The 20,086-nt window shown below is 69.9% G+C and carries 20 protein-coding genes; 7 read left to right on the top strand and 13 right to left on the bottom strand.

Annotation, left to right across the window (positions count from 1 at the left end):
* Nucleotides 1–5 precede the first annotated feature (5 nt).
* Nucleotides 6–959 carry a GlxA family transcriptional regulator gene (locus ACZ5BU_RS18105; protein WP_465700234.1) on the top strand — a complete coding sequence of 318 codons (954 nt, stop codon included), beginning with the start codon at nucleotides 6–8 and terminating at the stop codon, nucleotides 957–959.
* On the opposite strand, the gene ACZ5BU_RS18100 is transcribed toward ACZ5BU_RS18105, so the two are convergent.
* The 4 genes from ACZ5BU_RS18100 to ACZ5BU_RS18085 all read right to left on the bottom strand — a co-directional run bounded on the left by ACZ5BU_RS18100 (nucleotide 935) and on the right by ACZ5BU_RS18085 (nucleotide 5,644).
* The gene (locus ACZ5BU_RS18100; protein ID WP_465700233.1) at nucleotides 935–1,195 is read right to left on the bottom strand and encodes a hypothetical protein; all 261 of its coding nucleotides are present in this window, start codon (nucleotides 1,193–1,195) and stop codon (nucleotides 935–937) included. The genes ACZ5BU_RS18105 and ACZ5BU_RS18100 overlap by 25 nt on opposite strands.
* Nucleotides 1,196–1,269: 74 nt before the next feature.
* A complete protein-coding gene (locus tag ACZ5BU_RS18095; RefSeq protein WP_465700231.1) occupies nucleotides 1,270–3,921 on the bottom strand; it encodes a spore germination YkwD domain-containing protein in 2,652 nt (883 codons plus the stop codon).
* Between the two features lie 199 nt (nucleotides 3,922–4,120).
* Entirely contained in the window at nucleotides 4,121–5,080 is a 960-nt protein-coding gene (locus ACZ5BU_RS18090; RefSeq protein ID WP_465700229.1) for a CAP domain-containing protein, read from the bottom strand.
* A gap of 189 nt (nucleotides 5,081–5,269) precedes the next feature.
* Complete coding sequence (locus tag ACZ5BU_RS18085; RefSeq protein WP_465700227.1) at nucleotides 5,270–5,644, bottom strand: CAP domain-containing protein; 375 nt, start codon at nucleotides 5,642–5,644, stop codon at nucleotides 5,270–5,272.
* Between ACZ5BU_RS18085 and ACZ5BU_RS18080 the strand changes: the two genes are divergently transcribed.
* The gene (locus ACZ5BU_RS18080) at nucleotides 5,637–6,149 is read left to right on the top strand and encodes a hypothetical protein (RefSeq protein ID WP_465700225.1); all 513 of its coding nucleotides are present in this window, start codon (nucleotides 5,637–5,639) and stop codon (nucleotides 6,147–6,149) included. The genes ACZ5BU_RS18085 and ACZ5BU_RS18080 overlap by 8 nt on opposite strands.
* 32 nt (nucleotides 6,150–6,181) lie before the next feature.
* Here ACZ5BU_RS18080 and ACZ5BU_RS18075 read toward each other — a convergent pair whose 3' ends face one another.
* Nucleotides 6,182–6,844: a GNAT family N-acetyltransferase gene (locus ACZ5BU_RS18075; RefSeq protein WP_465700223.1), complete on the bottom strand. Its 663-nt coding sequence runs from the start codon at nucleotides 6,842–6,844 to the stop codon at nucleotides 6,182–6,184.
* 130 nt (nucleotides 6,845–6,974) lie between these two features.
* A complete protein-coding gene (locus ACZ5BU_RS18070; RefSeq protein ID WP_465700221.1) occupies nucleotides 6,975–8,081 on the bottom strand; it encodes a GNAT family N-acetyltransferase in 1,107 nt (368 codons plus the stop codon).
* 122 nt (nucleotides 8,082–8,203) lie between these two features.
* Between ACZ5BU_RS18070 and ACZ5BU_RS18065 the strand changes: the two genes are divergently transcribed.
* Entirely contained in the window at nucleotides 8,204–9,016 is an 813-nt protein-coding gene (locus ACZ5BU_RS18065; RefSeq protein ID WP_141858401.1) for a DeoR/GlpR family DNA-binding transcription regulator, read from the top strand.
* A gap of 25 nt (nucleotides 9,017–9,041) precedes the next feature.
* Here ACZ5BU_RS18065 and galK read toward each other — a convergent pair whose 3' ends face one another.
* Together galK and galT are read right to left on the bottom strand one after the other, a co-directional pair.
* Nucleotides 9,042–10,175: a galactokinase gene (gene galK / locus ACZ5BU_RS18060; RefSeq protein ID WP_465700219.1), complete on the bottom strand. Its 1,134-nt coding sequence runs from the start codon at nucleotides 10,173–10,175 to the stop codon at nucleotides 9,042–9,044.
* The gene (gene galT / locus ACZ5BU_RS18055; protein ID WP_465700217.1) at nucleotides 10,172–11,218 is read right to left on the bottom strand and encodes a galactose-1-phosphate uridylyltransferase; all 1,047 of its coding nucleotides are present in this window, start codon (nucleotides 11,216–11,218) and stop codon (nucleotides 10,172–10,174) included. Before galT ends, galK begins: the two co-directional genes overlap by 4 nt.
* Nucleotides 11,219–11,385: 167 nt before the next feature.
* Here galT and ACZ5BU_RS18050 point away from each other — a divergent pair, with 167 nt between their 5' ends.
* Nucleotides 11,386–12,705, top strand: a complete 1,320-nt coding sequence (locus ACZ5BU_RS18050; protein WP_465700215.1) for a hemolysin family protein — start codon at nucleotides 11,386–11,388, stop codon at nucleotides 12,703–12,705.
* Here the strand turns inward: ACZ5BU_RS18050 and ACZ5BU_RS18045 are convergent.
* From ACZ5BU_RS18045 to ACZ5BU_RS18030, 4 genes are read right to left on the bottom strand one after another with little or no spacing between them, the layout of a single operon-like run.
* Entirely contained in the window at nucleotides 12,656–13,909 is a 1,254-nt protein-coding gene (locus ACZ5BU_RS18045; RefSeq protein ID WP_465700213.1) for an MFS transporter, read from the bottom strand. The two genes, ACZ5BU_RS18050 and ACZ5BU_RS18045, sit on opposite strands and share 50 nt — an antisense overlap.
* Entirely contained in the window at nucleotides 13,910–14,500 is a 591-nt protein-coding gene (locus ACZ5BU_RS18040; RefSeq protein WP_465700211.1) for a helix-turn-helix domain-containing protein, read from the bottom strand. It abuts the gene before it with no gap.
* Between the two features lie 51 nt (nucleotides 14,501–14,551).
* Entirely contained in the window at nucleotides 14,552–15,475 is a 924-nt protein-coding gene (locus ACZ5BU_RS18035) for a serine/threonine-protein kinase (protein ID WP_465700210.1), read from the bottom strand.
* A gap of 26 nt (nucleotides 15,476–15,501) precedes the next feature.
* On the bottom strand, nucleotides 15,502–16,323 hold the full coding sequence (locus tag ACZ5BU_RS18030) for an alpha/beta fold hydrolase (protein WP_465700208.1): 822 nt from the start codon (nucleotides 16,321–16,323) through the stop codon (nucleotides 15,502–15,504).
* A 96-nt stretch (nucleotides 16,324–16,419) separates the two neighbouring features.
* Here ACZ5BU_RS18030 and ACZ5BU_RS18025 point away from each other — a divergent pair, with 96 nt between their 5' ends.
* Nucleotides 16,420–16,803, top strand: coding sequence for a YciI family protein (locus tag ACZ5BU_RS18025; RefSeq protein ID WP_465700206.1), 384 nt, complete (start codon nucleotides 16,420–16,422; stop codon nucleotides 16,801–16,803).
* On the opposite strand, the gene ACZ5BU_RS18020 is transcribed toward ACZ5BU_RS18025, so the two are convergent.
* A complete protein-coding gene (locus tag ACZ5BU_RS18020; protein ID WP_465700204.1) occupies nucleotides 16,789–17,766 on the bottom strand; it encodes an N-acetylglucosamine kinase in 978 nt (325 codons plus the stop codon). The genes ACZ5BU_RS18025 and ACZ5BU_RS18020 overlap by 15 nt on opposite strands.
* Nucleotides 17,767–17,938: 172 nt before the next feature.
* Here ACZ5BU_RS18020 and ACZ5BU_RS18015 point away from each other — a divergent pair, with 172 nt between their 5' ends.
* Nucleotides 17,939–18,721, top strand: coding sequence for a sugar isomerase domain-containing protein (locus tag ACZ5BU_RS18015; RefSeq protein WP_465700203.1), 783 nt, complete (start codon nucleotides 17,939–17,941; stop codon nucleotides 18,719–18,721).
* Between the two features lie 21 nt (nucleotides 18,722–18,742).
* Entirely contained in the window at nucleotides 18,743–20,086 is a 1,344-nt protein-coding gene (gene ngcE / locus ACZ5BU_RS18010) for an N-acetylglucosamine/diacetylchitobiose ABC transporter substrate-binding protein (protein ID WP_465700201.1), read from the top strand.

The raw sequence follows: 20,086 nt of genomic DNA, 5'->3' as shown, positions 1-20,086 counted from the left end.
TTCTCATGTTGAGTGTCGCGGTGTTCGCGTATCCCGGGATGAGCCCGTTCCACCTGGCCGTACCGTGCCTGGTCCTCGGCGAGCGGCGCGGTCTGCCGCCGCGGTACGACGTACAGGTGTGTGCCGAGGAACCCGGGGCGTTCCCGACCAGCGCCGGGTTCGGGATCACCGTGGATCGCGGGCTCGACGCGATGGAGACGGCCGACGTCGTCGTACTGCCGAGCTGGGAGCCCGGGCTGGTCGCGTCCGACGTACTGCTGGACGCCATCCGGCGTGCGCACGCCCGCGGCGCGACCGTGGTCGGGCTGTGCGTCGGCGCTTTCCTGGTCGCGGAGAGCGGGATCGCGGAAGGGCGCGAGGTGGTGACGCACTGGCGCTTCGCCGACGAGCTGCAGTCGCGGTACCCGTCGCTGAAGGTGCGCGCGGACGTGCTCTGGTCGGACCAGGGCGATCTTGTGACGTCGGCCGGTACGGCGTCCTCGCTGGACTGCTGCTTGCACCTGGTACGGCGGCACCACGGGTTCGAGGTGGCGGAGAGGGTTGCCCGGGACATCGTGGTGGCGCCGCACCGGAGCGGGTCGCAGGCGCAGTACATCCCGGTCCCCGTACCGCCGGACCCCGCCGACGACGTGATCGAGAAGGCGATGGTGTGGGCGCGGGCGCGGCTCGACCAGCCCGTATCGCTGGACGAGTGGGCCGGGGCGGTGGCGCTGTCGCGGCGTACGTTCACCCGGCAGTTCCGGGCGCGGACCGGGAGTTCGGGGCAGGCGTGGTTGTTGCGGCAACGGCTGGACCGGGCCCGGTTGTTGCTGGAGACAACGGATCTGTCGGTCGAACGAGTTGCGGCAGAATGCGGTTTCGGAAGCAGCGACGCGCTCCGGCACCATTTCCACACGGTGCTCGGTACGACGCCGCAACGGCACCGGCAGGAGTTCTACAGCAGTACGAGCAGGATGTAGACCACCGGCGCCGCGAACGTGATCAGCAGGATCCAGGCCATCATCCGGTGACCGGGTTTGCCGCGGTCGAGGGACGAGGCGAAGGACAGTACGGCGCCTTCCTCGGTGTGCCGGCTCAGCCCCATCCGCCGGGCCTCGTCCGGCCGCGGATCCGGCCGCTGCTCGGACAGCGCGTCCGGATGGATCCCGAAATGCGCCGGCCCGGCCCGATCCACATCATCACGCTCGAAGAACATCCAGCCTCCCGCAGGTTGGTGGACCAGGTCGCCCAACCATGGTCCCACCAACCGGCGGGAAGCGTGCCGAAGTCCTAAGAGAAGTTCGCCACCCACGCGTAGCGCGTGGTCGTCCCACAGAGCAGCGGACAGAGGATGCCGCTGTCGTGGTCAGCCGAGGCGGTACCAACCCCCAAGGTGGTCAACCCGCAGTTGAGAATCGTGCTCTTGCTGTTCTTCATCATCTGGTTGTAGGCCTGCTGCACGGTCATCTTGTCCCCGCCGGCACCGGCCTGCGACCCTGAGCCGCTGTTCAGGTTGTTGCCGGACGACGCGCGGCTGCCCGCCGTCGACCGCGCGCTGTTGGTCAGGCTCGGGTCCTGCTTCAGCGCGGCGCAACCGTTGTCCACACGGGCGCTGTCGATCATGTCGAACAGTTGCTTCTCGGTGCCCTGCATGCCGCCGTCGACCGGGGGCGGAGGGGTTGTGGTCGTGGGTGGGGTGCTGGGGGTCGGCTTGGAGGTGACCGTGTTGCCGGGGGACGTCGGGGCCGTGGTCGGATCGGTCGAGCTGGGGGCCGAGGTCGGGGCGGTGGTCGGGTTCCGGGTCGACTCCCGGGTTGGGGTGTCCGTCGGGTTGTCGGTGGGGCTGCCCGTCGGGGTCGCCGTTGGCGTGTCGGTCGGCGTCGTTGTCGGCGTGACCGTCGGGGTCTTCGTGGGCGCGGTGGTCGGTTTCGCCGACGGGGTCGCGACGGCTGCCTTGGTGGTCGGCGTGGGGTAGGTGTCGTCCGTACGCGTGACCATCGGGACCGAGGCGTCCGCCGGGTCGTTCTGCGGCTGGTGCAGCAGGATCCACGAGATGGGCGTGATCACCAGCAACGCCGAAGCAACAGCAATAACCGTCCGCCGCCCCCGCGAAGCCCGCCCCCCGGCCGCAGCCCGAGCCGCACTCCGCCGCCCAGGCCCAGACCCACCGGGACCCGACCCGCCAGGACCCGAACCACCAGGTCCCGAACCACCAGGTCCCGAACCACCGGGGCCAGAGCCACCGCGGCCGCCGACCCGAGAACCACCAAGTGGAGCACTGTGGTGACCATCACCACCAGCAGCCCCAACACCACCCGACGCACCCGCACCAGCCGCAGCGCCGTACGCTCCACGAGCGCCGACCGTCTCAGCGCCTGCCGCGGACAAGCCAGCGCCGGCCGCGGCGCCGTACGCGCTACGACTGCCTGCCGTCTCAGTGCCTGCTGCAGCCGCACCAGCGCCGGCCGCGGCGCTGTACGCGCTACGACTTTCTGCGGCGGAGCTTGCAGTGGCCGCGGATGCGCCGGCAGCAGTCGCAGCGCCGTATGTGCTGCGGGCATCTGCTGGGTCTGCCGCGGTGCCTGCAGCGGTCGCATAGGCGCCGATGCCGGTTGCGTCGTACGAGGTGATGCGCAGGCCCGCGTCGTGCTCGCTGGCTGTGGTGGCTCGTCCGGTGTTCGACGTACTGGATGCACCACGGGTGGTGGCGTCGCCTGCTGCTGCGAGGATGCCCGCGGCTGAGCCTGCCGCGGCGAGCCCTGCAGCTGCGTCCGCGGCCAGGCCGGCCTCAGACCTGCTGGACAGGCTGTCGGCCGCCGACGTGCTGCCGCCCGTGGCGTCAGGTGTGGTGCGCGGCGAGGTCGCGGAGGTGGTCGCAGCCGGGCCGAGGGAGGCCCAGTCGTCGGCAGCACGGCGGGACGACCAGGTGCCCGCAGTCTCGCCAAGCGCCGCACCGCCGGAGGCGTCCCCCGAGGAGGCCCGCGACGAGGATCCGCCCAGGGATGCGTCACCGGTGGTGTCGCCCAGGGCGGCGCGCCGAGCCGAGTCGCCGAACGACGCACGCGACGCGGCGTCGCCCAGCGAGGAGCGGCCGGTGTCGCCGAGGGAGCTCCGGGACGCGGGGTCTTCGAGCGGAGTGCGGCCGGTGTCGCCGAAGGACGTACGGGACGTGGTGTCGCCGAGCGGCGTGCGGCCGGTGTCGCCGAAGGACGTACGGGACGTGGTGTCGCCGAGCGGCGTGCGGCCGGTGTCGCCCAGGGAAGGGCTGGTGGTGTCGCCGATAAGGCTCGGGGTGGTGGGGGTGTCGGCGCGGCGGGCGGCTCGGCGGGCTCGGGTGGGTTCTGGGTCGGTGTCGATGGACTGGTCTACCCAGGAGGGGGTGCCGCCGGCGGGGCGGCGGGGGGAGAGGGCCTCGGAGCGGCTTGCCGTCAAACCGGAAGCTGCCTCCCCTGCGCGAACTCCAGAGCTGTAGCCGGAGGCTGCCTCCCCTGCGCGAACTCCAGGGGTGTAGCCGGAGGCCGTTTCCTCTGCGCGAGCTCCAGTTGGGTAGCCGGACGCGGCTTCTCCTGCGCGGGCTCCGGTGGTGGAGTTGGGCTGGTCGGTGTGGCTCGCGGTGGGGTGGGCGTCGGCCGGGCGCGTGGGGAGGCCTGATGTGGTGTCGGGGGTGGTGTAGCTGGGCAGGGCGCCTCGGGGGGCGTACTGCGGGGTGGCGGGACGCGACTGGTTGCTGCCGGCCCAGAACGGTGACTCGTTGCCGCCCTTGGGCGCGTTGGCCCAGAACGGGGACTCGTCGCTGCGCGGGGCGTAGCGCGGGGGTTCGGGCGGCGCGGGCGGGGTGGGTTCCGCGGGCGGCGGAGTGGACCGGTTGCCGGAACGCGACGAGCGGGCCGCCCGGGTCGCCTTCCTGCGTGGTTTGTACCGGCCGTTGCCGGACTCGGACATTATTTCGTTGTTCCCTTCAAAGTCGCGCCCCCGAGACGTGCCTCACCAGCCGTCTCACCGGAGCCCCCCAGGAACGTCCGGCACCATGACAAGGACGGTTCTACCCGCCGCGACCGGCCGTGATGCGGCCGGACATTGTGACGGTACGACAACGTTTCCGCCACACTCGGTGTCTTCGAAACAATGACAGTCACGGCGCTCAGCTTCGGCCGAAGTCCTGGACCCAGCTGCCCGGCCCGTAGTCGGACCTCACCTGGCCCGGGTCGTAGCCGATGCCGATCGAGGTGAACCGGCAGTTCAGGATGTTCTTGCGGTGCCCGTCGCTCTGCATCCAGGCGGCGACCACCTTCTCCGCGGTGTCGTACCCGGCGGCGATGTTCTCGCCCCACGTCGACCCGCGGTACCCGGCGGCCGCCATCCGGTCGCCCGGGTCCTGGCCGTCGGGGTTGGTGTGGTCCATGTAGTGCCGGCGGACCATGTCGGAGGCGTGCACGCCGGCCGCCTCGACGAGGGCGCTGTCCAGCTTCAGCGGGCCGCAGCCCTGCTGCTCGCGGATCTGGTTCGTGTAGTCGAGGACCTGCCGTTCCTGGGCGTTCGTCCCACCTCCGCCGGTCGGCCGTTCCGGGGTGTCGCTCGGGGTCGGCTCGGTCGTCCGGGTCTTGGTCGGCGTACTCGACGGCCTGTGTGCCGGCCTGGCCGTCGGCGTGGCACTCGGAGTACGGCTGGTACTGCGGGCCGCGGTCGGCGAAACGGTCACCGTCGTCACCCCGACGGTCGGCGTGGCCGGCGTGGTGAGCGAGCTGCTCGGCGTGCCCGGTGTGCTCGGCGTACCCGTCACGACGCTCGCGCCGTGCGCCGGCGTACCGACGACGGCGGTGGTCGTCACGCCGTTCGGCAGCGTCTTCGTGATCGTGATCAGCGGCGCCCCGGTCGTGGTGGCCTCCACCGACGAGCCGCCGTTCAGCCTGGTGTCCTCGGAGACGTTCAGCACCTTGGCGGCGTCGTCGGTACGGGTGTTGTCGTGCGACATCAGCCAGACCACAGGGCCGATCGCGACCAGTACCGAGAGCGCGCTGACAACCGGGCCGACCAGGCCACGGCTCCGCCGGGGAGCTCGTCTACTGCCGCGGTGCCGCCGGGGGGTTGGCGAATCCGTCATGGGTGGGCGAATCCTCTTCGTTTCTTCGTGATACCGAAACTGCGCGTCGTTCCCCGTGGTACAGCCAGGTCCCCCCTGGTCACCGAACAGCGACCTTAACCGACGCGCGAGGTCATCGTTACGCGGGCGTAAGCCCTCTTAACGATTCCTGAAGAAAACGATTGACTGAAATCGGCTGACGACCGAAAGTCAGCCGCCGAAGTCCTGCACCCAGCTCCCGTTGCCCCAGGCCGGCTCGACCTGGCCGGGGTCGTACCCGATGCCGATCATCGTGTACGCGCAGTTCAGGATGTTCGCACGATGTCCCGGGCTCTTCATCCACCCTGCCACAACCGCGGCCGGCGTACTGTACCCGACCGCGATGTTCTCGGCCATCGAACCACCACTGAACCCGGCGGCCTTCATCCGGTCGAACGGGCTGCGGCCGTCCAGGCTGTCGTGCGCGAAGTAGTGCTGGTCGACCATGTCGGCGGCGTGCGCCTCGGCGGCCTCTATCAGCGACTGGTTGAACTTCAGCGGACCGCATCCCGACTTCGCCCGCTCCTGGTTCGTCAGCGTGAGCACCTGCTCCTCGGCCGGACCCGATCCGCCGGCCGGCTTCGGCGTCTTCGCCGGCTTGGTGGTCTTGGTCGGCGTCGGTGTGGCTGTGCGCGTAGGAGTCGGTGTCGCGGTGTGCCGGGGCGTCGGTGCGTACGTCGACGGGGCAGGCGTCCGCGTATTACCCCGGCTCGGCGCGGTCGTGGACCTCGTCGGTGTCGCCGACGTACGGCGGGGTGGCGTGTACGACGGCGTGGACGGCACAGACGGTGTGGCGGCCGGAGCCGACGAGGCGCCGCCAGCAGGCAGCGGGGTCGTGATCGGCGTGTCCTGGCTGGTCGCCCGGGGCGTGCCGGTCTGCCGCATGACGAACCACCCGACGCCCGCGAGCAGAACAAGAGCGGACAACGACGCGAGGAGGGGACCGGCCACACCTTTACTTGGTGACCGTCTGTGGTTCGTCATGCTGAGCAGCCTTGCCCAGGTCAGCGGTTGCCAACTCCAACAAGCCAAGCACTTCACACAGCTCTGACGATGGCAAGCGTTTGAAAGAGCTCGTAAGGGTTACCGCGAGCGGGCGATCACGATGTCCGCGATCACCTTCCAGCCCAGACTCCGGTACAGTCGCAGGCCGTCGATCGACGCGATCAGGATGCCGCGTTTGGCGCCCTTCGCGGCGGCCGTCTCCACCAGTGACGCCATCACCGCGCTGCCGAGCCCGCGCCGCCGGTGGGCCGGGTCGGTCTCGATCCGGTCCGCGACCGCGTCCTCGCCGACCACGGCCATCCGGCCGCTGGACACCACGCCGCCGTGCAGCGTCGCGCGGCTGATGATCAGGTCGTCCTCGAGTTCGGTGTGCAACGCATAGCGCTCGGGCAGCTTCAGCGCCGGCTGCTCCGACAGCTGGATCGTCATCAGCCAGTCCTGATCCTGCTGGACCTCGAGGCCCAGCTCCTCCAGCTGCTCGATCCGGGCTTCCTTGTCGTCGGTGGCCAGCGTGATCCAGCCCGAGCCACGTCCGCCGCCGTCGGCCAGGGCCAGCTGGGCGGCGCGTTCCACCCGCTCCGGTTTCCCGTCCGCGTCCAGTACGACGTACTCGGTCGGCCGGCTCTCCTCACCTGCCCGGACGATCAGGATGCCGTCGTTGTCCTCCTCAACCGTGGTCCAGCCCCGCGAGACTGACCACCCGGCCTGCCAACGGCGGACGAGTTCCTCACGATCTCTCACCCGTCGATTCAAGCAGTAAGGCCGCACAACGGCGAGGGGAACCGGTGTCGGATGACACCAACTGGTCGTGAATCACTGCCTGCGGGCAGTGACCAATACTCCGCCATTCGGCCGGGGTCAACCCCTGACGTCAGCGGCCGGTGCGCTCGTCCACGAGCAGGTCGTAGGTGAGCAGGTTGTCGTAGCTGCCGTCCCGCCGCGGGTCGGCCCGACGTTCGTTGCCGACCAGCGTGAAACCGTTGATCTCGGCAACGTGCGCGGACGCTGTGTTCGCATCGGCGCACTTCACCAGCAGCCGGCGCCGGCCCAGGCCGCCGTCCTCGATCGGCCGGAACGCGTGGGCGATCACCAGCTCGACAGCGGTCGACATCACCTTGCGGCCGCGCGCGTCCGGGTGCATCCAGTACCCGATCTCGCCTTTGGTCCGGTCGATCCGGTCGTTCAGGCTGAAGACGCTGACGTTTCCGAGCAACTCGTCGGTGGCCGCGTCGGCGATCGCCCACGACACCGCTTCGCCGACGGCCTGCGCGTGCGGACGGCCCGCGATGAAACCCTTCGCGTCGTCGAGTCCGTACGGCGACGGCATGCCCGACAGCCACCGTTGCGTACGTTCGTCGTTGCAGGCCTCCATCACCCGCTGCGCATCGGTTTCCCGCAGTTCCCGCAAGCGGATCCCGTTGTTTTCCAGCACCGGCACGGACCACCAGTTGCCCTGCGGTTCGAGCTTGTCGTCACGGCCGACCGTCGCGACCCACTCGTCCTTGCGGACCCCGCGCGAAAGGCCGCCACCCGGGATCGTCACCAGGCCGCGGAAACCGACCTTCCAGGCGACCCGGCGGCTCGCGTAGTTGCCGACGTACGCACGCCAGATCACCCGCTCCCAGCCCAGCTCGTCGAACGCGTACCGGACCACCAGCCGCAGCGCCCGGGTCATCACCCCGTTCCCGCGGACCTCCGGCGAGACCGCGAACCCGACCTCGCCGGCACCGCCCTCACCGTCGCGCAGGTCGATGGCGCCGACGTACTTCCCTGCGTACGTGATGGCCCATGTCCACGAGGTGTTCGCGCGCCAGCCGGCCGGGATCACCTCGGTCAGGTAGCCGACCGCGTGCTCGCGCAGGTACGGGACCGGGATCGTGGTCCACTGCTGCATCACCGGGTCCTGGCACATCCGGTACGCGGGCTCGATGTCGTCGGCGGTGTGCGCACGCAGGGTCACTGCGTCGTCGGTCAGCACGGGAACATCTTCGGGAAAACGCATGCTTCAGGGTGCCGCGCCGCCACCGCGTCGGCAACGCATTTCACTGACACGAAGACGTTTCGACACCGAGTACCTCGTCGAGGAACTAGGCTGGGCACGTGAACGCAGCCGGAGCAGAGCCGCCCCGCGGTCGCGGTGGCCAGTTGGCCGCCCAGCGGCAGGCCACGATCGTTGCCGAGGTCAACAGCCGGGGTGCGATCACGGTGGCCGAACTGGTCGACCGGTTCGGGGTCTCGGACATGACGATCCGGCGCGACCTGGACGCCCTGGACTCCAGCGGCCTGCTGCACAAGGTGCACGGCGGCGCGACCTCGGTCGGGCTCCGGTCCGCGCACGAGCCGGGCTTCGACGCGAAGCTGACGCAGGAGTCCGCGGCCAAGCAGGCGATCGCGGCCGAGGCCGCCACCCGGGTGCAGCCCGACAGCGCGATCGGCATCGGCGCCGGTACGACGACGTACGCGCTGGCCCGTCAGTTGCTCCGGGTGGAGAACCTGACCGTGGTGACGAACTCGGCCCGGATCGCGGACGTGTTCCACGGCAACGGCCGCTCGGACCGCACGGTCGTACTGATCGGCGGCATCCGGACGCCGTCCGACGCACTGGTGGGGCCGATCGCCACGGCCGCGCTGGCCTCGCTGCACCTGGACCTGCTGTTCCTCGGCGCGCACGGCGTCGACGCGGAGCACGGTCTCAGTACGCCGAACCTGATGGAGGCGGAGACCAACCGCTCCTTCATCGCGGCGAGCCGTGAGGTGGTCGTGGTCGCCGACCACACGAAGTGGGGCACGGTCGGTCTGAGTACGTTCGCCACCTGGTCCGACCTGGACGTCATCGTCACCGACAACGGCCTGTCGGCCGCAGCCCGCAAGGCGATGCGCGACACGGGCTGCGACCTGGTGATCGCTAACTGACCGCTAACTGACCGCTAACTGACCGCTAACTGACCCGGGAAGCGCCCGCCGACGGAGTTGCCGCGAGCGACGAAGGGGCCGCGAAACCGTGTTCCGCAAAGGCTTTCTCGATCGCCGCGAGCACGGACTCGGCCGCAGACTCCTCGACCAGCGCGATGATGCACCCGCCGAAACCACCACCGGTCATCCGGGCGCCGAGCGCGCCGGCGTCCAGAGCGGCGTCGACCGCGACATCCAGTTCGGGCACAGTGATCTCGAAGTCGTCGCGCAGCGAGACGTGCGACGCTGTGAACAGCGGCCCGACGTCGCGCAGCCGGCCGACGCGCATCAGCGCGATCGCGTCCTCGGTGCGCTTGATCTCGGTCACCACGTGCCGGACGCGGCGCCGGTCGACGTCGTCGTCGAGCCGCGCGAGCGCGGCGTCCAGTTCGGCGTAGTCCACCGAACGCAGCGCCGGTACGCCGAGCACTGCCGCGGCGTGCTCGCAGCTCTTCCGGCGGGCGGCGTACTCACCGTCGGCGTGCCGATGCGGTGCCTTCACGTCCACGACGAGCAACCGCAGCCCGTCGGCCTCGGGGTCGAACGGGATCTGGTCCAGGGCGCCGGAACGGATGTCGAAGGCCAGCGCGTGACCGGCCGTGCAGCACATTGACGCGGTCTGGTCCATCAGGCCCACGGGTGCGCCGACGTACTGGTTCTCCGCGCGCTGGGCGAGCCGGGCCACCTCGGCCGGATCGACGTCCACGCCGGCGAGTCCGAGCAGCGCGATGGCGGTCGCGCAGAGCAGCGCTGCGGACGACGACAGCCCCGCGCCTGAGGGCAGGTCGGACTCGAAGCGGAGGTTCGCGCCGCCGATCGGGTACCCGGCCTCGCGCAGCACCCAGGCCGCACCGGCCGGGTACGCCGCCCAGTCGCCGACCGATCCGGGTGCGAGCTCGTCCAGCGCGAACTCGATCACATCGGCGTGCCCGCCGGACGCGACCGCCACCCGGCCGTCGGTACGCCGGCCGGCGGTGACCACGATTTGGTTCGGCAGGGCGATCGGCAGTACGACGCCGTCGTTGTAGTCGGTGTGCTCGCCGATCAGGTTGACCCGTCCCGGGGCCCGCCAGCTGCCGTCAGGTGCCGTACCGAAAACGGCTTCAAAAGAAGAGCTCACGAGCCAACCTTCCGCAGAGTCTCGGCCACGTCCTCCGGCCGGGTGTCGCTGATGAACGCGCCCATGCCGGACTCCGAGCCGGCCAGGTACTTGATCTTGTCCTTGGCCCGGCGGATCGACAACACCTCCAGGTGCAGGTAGCCGAGCTCGCGGTCGATCCGGACCGGGGCCTGGTGCCAGGCGGCGATGTACGGCAGGGGTTCGCCGTACAGGCCGTCGAGGCGCTGCAGGACGTCCAGGTACAGCTCGGCGAAGTCGTCGCGCTCGCCGACCGACAGCTCGTCGATGCCGCCGACCTGACGGTGCGGGTACAGGTGCACCTCGACCGGCCAGCGCGCCGCCTCCGGGACGAACGCGGTCCAGTTGCCGTTCTCCCCGATCACGCGCGTGCCTTCCTTGCGCTCGGCGGCCAGTACGTCGGCGAACAGGTTGCTCCCGGCAACCTCCTGGTGCTTGCGCGCCTGCCGCAACAGGTTCGCCATCCGCGGCGGGACGAACGGGTAGGCGTAGATCTGGCCGTGCGGGTGGTTCAGCGTGACGCCGATCTCGCGGCCGCGGTTCTCGAACGGGAACACCAGCTCGACGTCGTCGCGGGCGCCGAGCTCGGCGGTCCGGTCGGCCCAGGTGTCGACGACCAGCCGGGCCTGACCCTGCGAGAGGCCGGTGAACGAGCCGTTGTGGTCGCTGGTGAAGCAGACCACCTCGGTCCGGCCGGGACCGGCGAAGGACGGGAACCGGTTCTCGAAGACGGCGACGTTGTAGTCGTGGTCCGGGATCTCGGTCGGGTTGCCGGGCTTGCTCGGGCACAGCGGGCACTGGTCCGCCGGCGGCAGGTAGGTCCGGGTGTTGCGATGCGTCGCGTACGTGATCACGTCACCGGTCAGCGGGTCCGTACGCATGTCCACCTGCGGCTGCGGTGCGGGCAGGCCACGGGTGTCCTCGAGCGGCACTCGCGGAGGTGTGTCGGCCGGGTCGTAGTAGATCAGCTCGCGGCCGTCCGACAGGGTGGCGTCGGTACGGCGGACACCGCGGGGTGTATTCATCGTGTGACCTTCCCGGCCGTACGACGTGTCCGGCCAGGAATCATCGTAAACCAACAAACTCGAACATGCATCGTGCCACCCCTCGCCGGTAGAGTAGATAAATGGACGACTACGCCCAACGCACGCCCTCTCGCCATCTGACGAGAGGGCGCTAGGAACTCCGAGCCATGAACGACACCCTGCTCAACATCGTTCTGATCCTGGTCTTCGTGCTGATCGGTGGCGTCTTCGCCGCCGCCGAGATGGCCCTCGTGTCACTGCGGGAAAGCCAGCTGAAGGCCCTTTCGCACCGCGGCAGGCGCGGCGAGATCGTCGCCAAGGTGGCCGCCAACCCGAACCGCTTCCTGTCCGCCGTGCAGATCGGCGTGACCCTGATGGGCTTCCTGTCCGCGGCCTTCGGTGGCGCGACACTGGCCGACGGCCTGGCGCCGCACCTGCAGAAGCTCGGCCTGCCCGAGTCGGTGGCGAGTACGGTCGCGCTGGTGCTGATCACGATCTGCATCTCGTACGTGTCGATCGTGATCGGCGAGCTGGCGGCGAAGCGTCTCGCGTTGCAGCGCGCCGAGGTCCTCGCGCTCGCGCTCGGCCCGCTGGTGGACCGGCTCGCGTCCGGCGCCCGCCCGGTGATCTGGCTGCTGTCGAGGTCCACCGACCTGGTGGTCCGCGCGCTCGGCGGCGACCCGAACGCGAACCGCGAGGTGATGAGCGACGAGGAGCTCCGCGACCTGGTCACCGCCAGCGAGTCGCTCGGCGAGGAAGAGCGCAAGATCGTCGACGACGTCTTCGAGGCCGGCAGCCGCCAGCTCCGCGAGCTGATGCTGCCGCGCACCGAGGTGGACTTCGTCGACGCCGAGATGCCGGCCTACAAGGCGGTCAAGTTCGCCGCCGAACGGCCGCACTCGCGGTACCCGGTGATGAACGGCTCGGCCGACGACATCGTCGGGTTCGTGCACGTCCGGGACCTGTTCGACCCGGCGGTCGCGACCCGCTCGGTCCGGGTCGGTGACCTGGCCCGCGAGGTGCTGATGCTGCCGGACACCGCGAAACTGCTGCCGACGCTGACCGAGATGCGCCGCCGCAGTACGCACCTCGCGATCGTCCTCGACGAGTACGGCGGTACGGCCGGCATCGTCACGCTGGAGGACCTGGTCGAGGAACTGATCGGCGACATCAAGGACGAGTACGACGAGGAACCGGCCGAGACGACCCACCTGCGCAGTGGCGACATCGAGATGGACGGCCTGCTGAACCTGGACGACTTCGCCGACGCGACCACGATCGAGCTGCCCGACGGCCCGTACGAGACGGTCGGCGGGTTCCTCGCTGCCGCCCTCGGGAAGGTCCCGTCGACCGGTGACGAAGTACCGATCGACGCTCACACGCTGACGGTCACCGAGATGGACGGCCGCCGGGTCGCCCGGGTCCGCCTGCACCGGGTCACACCGGCTGAGCAACACCCCGGGGAACCAGCACCCGCCGCCGACTGAGCACCACCAGCCCGCCCGCGACGTACCCCAGACCCTGGAACACCAGGACGGGGATGATGCCGACGGCGTCGCCGAGGACACCGGCCGTGGTGATGCCGATCAGCACCGCGACGCTCTCCGCGGCGCCGACCGCGCCGTAGATCCGGCCGCGGGTGCCGTCGACGGTGAGGTTCTGGAACACCGTCATCATCCCGGCGATCGTGAGCGCGCCGGGCAGGCCGACGACGATCATGCAGACGAACGCCGGGATCAGGCTGTCCGACGCCAGCGGATAGAGGAACAGCGCGGTGTCGATCAGCCCGAACGCGAACGCGCCGGCACCCCACAGTGTCGCGGCCGGCCGGCGGTTGCCGATCGCGGCGGCGACCAGGCCGCCGATGATCCCGCCGATCGCCTGCGAGGACACGATCAGGCCGTACACCTTCCCGTCGCCACCGAGGTCGGCGCTGACGAACGGCGCGAACAGCGTGCTCATGATGCCTTCACCGACCCCGGTGACCAGGCAGAACACGAAGAACAGCCGCATCGCCGGCCCGGCGACGCACAGCCGCAGCCCCTCGGTCCACTCCTGCTTCAGCCGCTTGATCGCACCCCCGGCCGATTCCTCGGTGCGGTCCGGCCGCTCCTGCCGGTGCCGCATCGTCGCGATCAGTACGACCGCCACCAGGAACGTGGCCGCGTCGCCGAGGGCGAGCAGCGTGAGCCCGCCGGCGGCCGCGAGTACGCCGCCCAGTGCAGCCCCGATCAGCCGGGCGAGGTCGCGGATCTGGCTGTTCAACGCGTTCGCGGTCACCAGCTGCTCGGAGCTCACCAGCAGCGGTACGAGCGACTGCTCCGCGGGTGTGAAGAACTGCTGCAGGCAGCTCTGCGCGAGCACCACGGCGTACACGATCCAGATCATGCTCGCGTCGTGGACGGCGATCAGCGGCAGCAGGACGATCGCGTTCAGGACGTTCGTCACGATCATCGTGGTCCGCTGGTTCCAGCGATCGACGAAGACACCGGCCAGCGAGCCGAGCAGTACGGCGGGCAGGAACGACGCCAGCAGCAACCCGCCGGAGGCGAGCGTGGATCCGGTCAGTACGTAGATCTGGAACGCGAGCCCGGTCCGCAGCAACCAGTCACCGACCAGCGAGATCAGTCCGGCGCTGAGCATCAGCCGGTAGTCGCGCTGCCGGGCGAGGACGCCCCACAAGTCCTTCATCTACTCCTCCTCGGCGACCGTGACGATCTGGGTGAACGAGACGTACTTGCTGCCCGGCGGGCGGGTGGACTTGTCGTCGATCGGGCGTTCGTCGACCCAGCGCTGCAGCAGGTCGTTGATCTGGCCAACGATTTCGGCGAGCTCCTCGCCGGTCAGGTAGATCCCGGTCCGCCCGATGCCCGAGTTGTCCCGCCAGACCGGATCGGCGTCGGGCCGGCGCTGCTGCCATTTCGCCAGGGAGTCGAGGGCGCGCTCGGCCATCAGCTGCTCGAGTACCTCGGCCGCCGCGGCGCCGTCCGGCGTCTTCAGCGCGTCCTCCCAGGACTGCGAGGTCGACACCAGCCGCCACGGCCGCTCGCGGTTGTCCTTGCCCGGCGCCGGTTCGACGAAGTCGTACTTCGCCAGCTGACGCAGGTGGTGCGACGCCAGCGCCTGACTGATCCCCAGCCGGCGCGCCGCGTCCGCCGCGGTCATCGGCCCTTCGCGTCCGAGCAGCGACTGCAGGTCCAGCCGTACTGGGTGCGCCATCGCCCGGATCGCCAGTGGATCGTCGAGCAACCGCAACCGGCGTGGATCCTTCTCCAAAGACATGCTTGGAATATGCGCCGGGCTGAATGAGATGTCAAGGCATTGCTTGGAATATCAGTGCTCGCCGGATTTCTTCGGCTTCGACTTGGCTTTGCCGTGGTGCTCGATCAGCGCGGCCACGACTGCGAGGAGTTTGCGCCAGTTCGGCCTCCACCGGAGGGCCGCGAGTTCCGCGGTCGGTGCATCGGAGGTCGGGTCGTACGTCCAGGTGGCGACCTCGGCCGTGGAGGGCCGGTCGTCGGGGTCCTTGGACAGCATCCGCTGGAGCAGGTCCGCCACGGACGGCGGGAGCTCGTCCGGGAAGACCGGCTCGGCTTCGACGTGCTGGGACATGATCTCGGTCGGGTTGTCCGCCTCGAACGGCGGATGTCCGGTCAGCAGTTGGTACAGCACACAGCCGAGTGCGTACACGTCCGAGGCCGGCGTGGCGGGATGCCCCAGGGCCCGCTCCGGCGCGAGGTAGAGACTGGTCCCGAGGATCAGGCCGGACGCTGTGGTCATCGGATCCGCCTGTGAGCGGGCGACGCCGAAGTCGGCGATCTTCACCGAACTGTCGGCATCGATCAGCAGGTTGTCCGGCTTGATGTCGCGGTGCACGATGCCGTTGCGGTGCGCGGCCGTCAGTCCGGCGGCCACCTGGCGGACGATGTCGAGGGCGGCTTCGGGGTCGTACGGCCCGTGCCGTGTCAGTTCGCGGCCGACGGTGCGGCCCTCCACCAGCTCCATCACCAGGTAGTACGCACCGTTGGAGTGCCCGAAGTCGTAGACCGCGACGACATGCGGGTTCCGCACCACCGCGGCGGCCCGCGCCTCGTGCCGGAACAGTTCGGCTGCGAGCGGATCGCGCAGGTCGGGCCGCAGCAGTTTCACCGCGACGGGGCGGCCGAGACGCTCGTCGCACCCGCGATAGACCTCGCCCATCCCGCCATGGCCGAGGATCTCGATGGTGCGGTAGCGCTGCGCAAGTAGCACCCCCACCCGGTACCCCGCGGACGGCCTTCGATTCAGCCGGACTGCTCCCAGATCCAGCGCAGGGCGTGCTCGGCCTGGCCGAGGATCGTGATGTGGCTGAGGTCCTGGTGGACGTCGAGGGTCGCGGTCGGCAGGTGCTCCGCGAGCCAGCGCCCGTGTGAGCAGGGGATGATCCGGTCGGCGGTGCCGTGGACGAGCAGCGTCGGCGCGGTGATCGTTGCCCAGTCCCACGGCAGCACGTACGAACAGTCGTCGTCGACCGGGCCGTCCGGTCCGTGCGGTCCGCCGGCCACCGACCCGAGCCAGCCCCACGGGCCGTCGAACATCGCGAGATCGGTCGCGGTGAACTCCGGGTCGTACTCGAGGGCCTCGTTCGCCATCCGCGCCTCCCGGCCGTCCGCCGCGGCGTGCAGCGAGGCGAGACCGGAGGCGATCATGCCGTCGTACCAGTCGAGACCCGCCGCGTCGTACGGCGCGATGGCGGCGAGCGTCGCGGCCGCGGTGACCCGATCGCCGAGGAGGGCGGCGGCGCCGAGCGCGTACGTGCCGCCGCCGGAGTACCCGAGCTGGGCGCACTGCTGGACGCCGAGCGTGTCGAGGACGGTGGTCAGATCGGCCGCCACCGATCCGACCGTACGGCCGGGTGCGGGCGTCGAGCCGCCGTACCCCGGCCGGTCGAACGAGATCCACCTGATCCCGAGCTCCTCGGCCGCCGCGTCGAGCGGCGCCGGCGGAGTACCGAGGCCCGGGGTGCCGTGGTGCCAGACCACCGCGAGCCGGCCGTCCTCGCCCGGCGCGCCGTCGTAGGCGTGCAGCACCCGGCCGTCGCTCAGCCGGAAGTCGGTCTCGTCCATGCCGGACAGCCTAGAACGCCGAAATGTCGAGGACGGCGAACCGCCTCCGACCTCTGCTGCGAAGATCAACTCAACTGCCCGAAAGGACAACCGATCATGAAGTACCTGCTGATGATCCACAGCAACCCGATCACCTGGAGCCACCCCTCCTTCCTCTACACCGACGAAGGCAAAGCCCTGCCCAAGAAGGCGCGCGACGCCCTGGTCACCCAGCTCAACGACCTGCTGAGCGAGCTGCGCGCCAGCGGCGAACTGATCACCGCCGTACCTCTGGACCCACCGGCGAAGACCCGGGTGGTCCGGGTCCGCGAAGGCGTCCGCGCCACCACCGACGGCCCGTACTCCGAGGCAAAGGAACAACTCGCCGGCGTCTTCCTCATCGACGTAGCCGGCCAGGAACGCGCCGAGGAAGTAGCCGCAACCATTCCCGAGGCGGAGCAGTACGCGGTCGAGGTCCGCCCCGTCTCAGTCTTCGACTAGGCGGGAGTGGTTCTGTTCCGTCGCGAGCGCGGGGTCGAGGGCGCCCAGGGCTAGCCAGGTGGCCCCGCCTACTCCGTCCTTGGCGGTGCGAACGTCGCCGGCGAAGTGTTCCCGGATCAGTTGGCCTACCGGGGAGGACTCGCCGGCGACGCTGCCCGCCAGGACCATCGGGCCGCTGTCCGAGGTGACCTTCAGGCGGGCAGCGGTTTCGGTGAGCAGTTCGGCTGCGCGTTTCACCAGGGCATGCGCAGTTTCGTCGTGCTGGTCGTACGCCGCGATGACCGTCGGCGCCAACTCGGCCAGCATGACCGGCGGCCGGCTGTTCACCGTCATCACCAGCAGGTCACGCAAGGCGTCGTACCCTTCACGCTGCGCAACGGCGTTCTCGTCCCGCCCGGGCAGGATCGCCTGTACGACGGCCTGCCCGAGCAATCCCAGCGGCTCCCGGAGATCCAGCGACTCCAGCACGCTCCGGACCGCCTCGCGGCCGAGCCAGAAGCCGGAGCCGTCGTCGCCCAGCAGCCAGCCGTGCCCGCCGGCCGTCCGCTGCAGCTGGTGATTGCGAACCAGCCCGACGTTGCTCCCGGTCCCGGCGATCAGCACGGTCCCGTCGGGTTCCGGCGTACCGGACGCGAACGCGACCTCGAGGTCCCCGATGTACCCGGGCGGCACCGTGAGCCCGGCCCCGGTCCACACGGCGTCGAACTGCGCCGCGACCTCCGGCCGCTGGAGCGCCACACCCCCGGCCATGCCGACGACCGCCGACCTGACCGTGGCCGGGTCCAGGCCGGTGAGCGCCGCGTGCAGCGCCTGACCGAAGTTGGCCGCCGCGCTGGCGGGATGACTGGTCGGATTTCCGCCCGCGGCCGCGCCGCGACCGACGACGTTGCCCTCGGAGTCCGCGATCACGATCCGGGTGGAGGTGCCACCCAGGTCCCCGCCCAGGACCAGTTCGTCCGACATACGCAATGCTCCAAACTGCTTACGCAACGGTCCCGATTGGGGAGATCACACGGATGAATCTTGACTTTAGCTGCGAGTTGAGAAAAGTTCTGTCCAGTAGACCGCAAACTTGCGCATTTGTCGGCACTGAGAGTGTCGCTGAGAGCCGATTAGTCGAGGGGTGGGCCCACTGATGGCCGGTAGCACGGGGGAGACGAGCGGCGGCGTGAGCGCGCAGGGCTATGTGCAGACGCTGATGCCGATCCTGGCCGCGGTGACCACGCAGATCGACGGTCCGATCCAGGACGCCGCCGACCTGATGACCACCTCGCTGCGTGCGAACGGGGTGATCCAGGCGTTCGGCTCCGGGCACTCCGAGGCGCTCGCGATGGAGATCGCCGGCCGGGCCGGCGGCCTGATCGCCACCAACCGGATCGCGCTCCGCGACCTTGTGTTGCTGGGCGGGGAGCCGAAGGAACTGCTGCGCAGCGCCGAGCTCGAGCGCGATCCGCAGTACTCCCGCAAGCTCTACGAGCTGTCCGCGGCCCGCGAGGGCGACTTGTTCATCATCGCCTCGAACTCCGGGGTGAACGGCTCGATCGTGGAGCTGGCGAGCGTGGTCAAGGAGAAGGGGCACCCGCTGATCGCGATCACCTCGATGCAGCACACCGGCGGGATGGAGTCCCGGCACCCGTCCGGCAAGAAGCTGATCGACTTCGCCGACGTGGTCCTCGACAACCACGCCCCGTTCGGCGACTCGGTCCTGGACCTGCCCGGCGACACCGGCAAGGTCTGCGCGGTGTCGTCGATCACCGCGGCGCTGATCGCGCAGATGCTGGTCGCCGAGGTCCTGCGCCGGATGACCGAGGCCGGCGAGACCCCGCCGGTGTACCTGTCCGCGAACATCCCGGGCGGCGACGACCACAACCACGCCCTCGAGGCCCTGTACGCGGGTCGTATCCGTCGTACGGCCTGAAAGAAGTACTAGCCTGCCGGAGTGCTGAGACGCAGGACGTTACTGCAGGGGGCGCTGGCCGGTGCGGTGCTGACCGGGTGCTCCAAGGCCCCGGTCGCCCCGACCGTGTCGCCGGACAACCCGTTCAGCGTGGACGGGACCGCCCCGGTCGACGTGGTCGTGACCGAGGAGTACGGCGGGTTCGCGGCGGCGGCGTACCGGAAGAAGTACGCCGGTGCCACGATCAGCCCGAAGGTGACGGCGCAGCTGTCGGACGACCTGCTGCCGCGGTTCGCGACCGGTACGCCCCCCGACGTCGTGCTGTCCACCGGTGACGAGAAGCTCGAACTGGGCAAGCTGGTCAAGGACAACCAGCTGGCCGACCTGCAACAGTTGCTCGACGCACCGTCCTGGGACGACCAGTCGGCGAAGGTGAAGGATCAGCTGCTGCCCGACATGCTGGAGGTCGGCCGGTTCGACGGCACGCAGCGGACCGTCAACTACATCTCGACGGTCTACGGGATCTGGTACTCGGCCAGCCTGTTCCAGCGCAACGGCTGGGACGTCCCGCGTACCTGGTCCGAGTTGCTTGCCCTGGGCACCGACATGAAGGCGGCCGGTCTCGGCCCGTTCGGCTACGCCGGCAGCCATCCGTACTACCTGCTCGAACTGGTCCTCACCCTGGCCGCGAAGACCGGCGGCCCGGACGTGACGAAGCGGATCGACAACCTCGAGGACGGCGCCTGGACCGACGACAGCGTCACCAAGGCGATCACCGCGGTCGGCGAGCTGGCCAAGCGCGGACTGCTCGCGCCCGGCACCGCGCAGGACGACCACATCGGCTCGCAGCGGCGGTTCCTGGCCGCGAAGGCCGGCATGCTGCCGTGCGGGAACTGGCTCGAGAACGAGATGAAGGGCCTGGTGAAGGACGACTTCGCGCTCACCGTGTTCGCGGTACCGCCGCTGGACTCGTCGCCGGCGATGGCGAGCGGGCTGCACGTCGCGGCGACGGCGCCGTTCTTCGTTCCGGAGAAGGCGAAGAACCAGGCCGGCGGGCTCGAGTACCTGCGGGCGCTGCTGTCCGCGGACGTCGCCGCGCAGGTCAGCTCGGAGTCGAGGCAGCTGACGATCGTGCGTGGTTCGGCCGACGGGCTGGAGCTGAGTACGGCGCTGAGCTCGGCGCGCGACCTGGTGTCGGCGGCCGGCGACCAGATCGTCAAGTGGTACTTCGACACCTGGTACCCGGCGTTCGCGACCGCGGCCGCCGAGGCGACCGGGCAGTTCATGGCCGGCGGTCTGCAGCAGTCCGAGTGGACCGCCCGCATCCAGGCCGCCGCGGACAAGCTCAAGCAGGACGACGCGGTCACCAAATACCACCGCGACTAA

It is taken from the genome of Kribbella sp. NPDC031520 (assembly GCF_055580825.1).
Note: the sequence above shows the minus strand (reverse complement) of the source record. Positions and strands in the feature narration are given on the sequence as shown.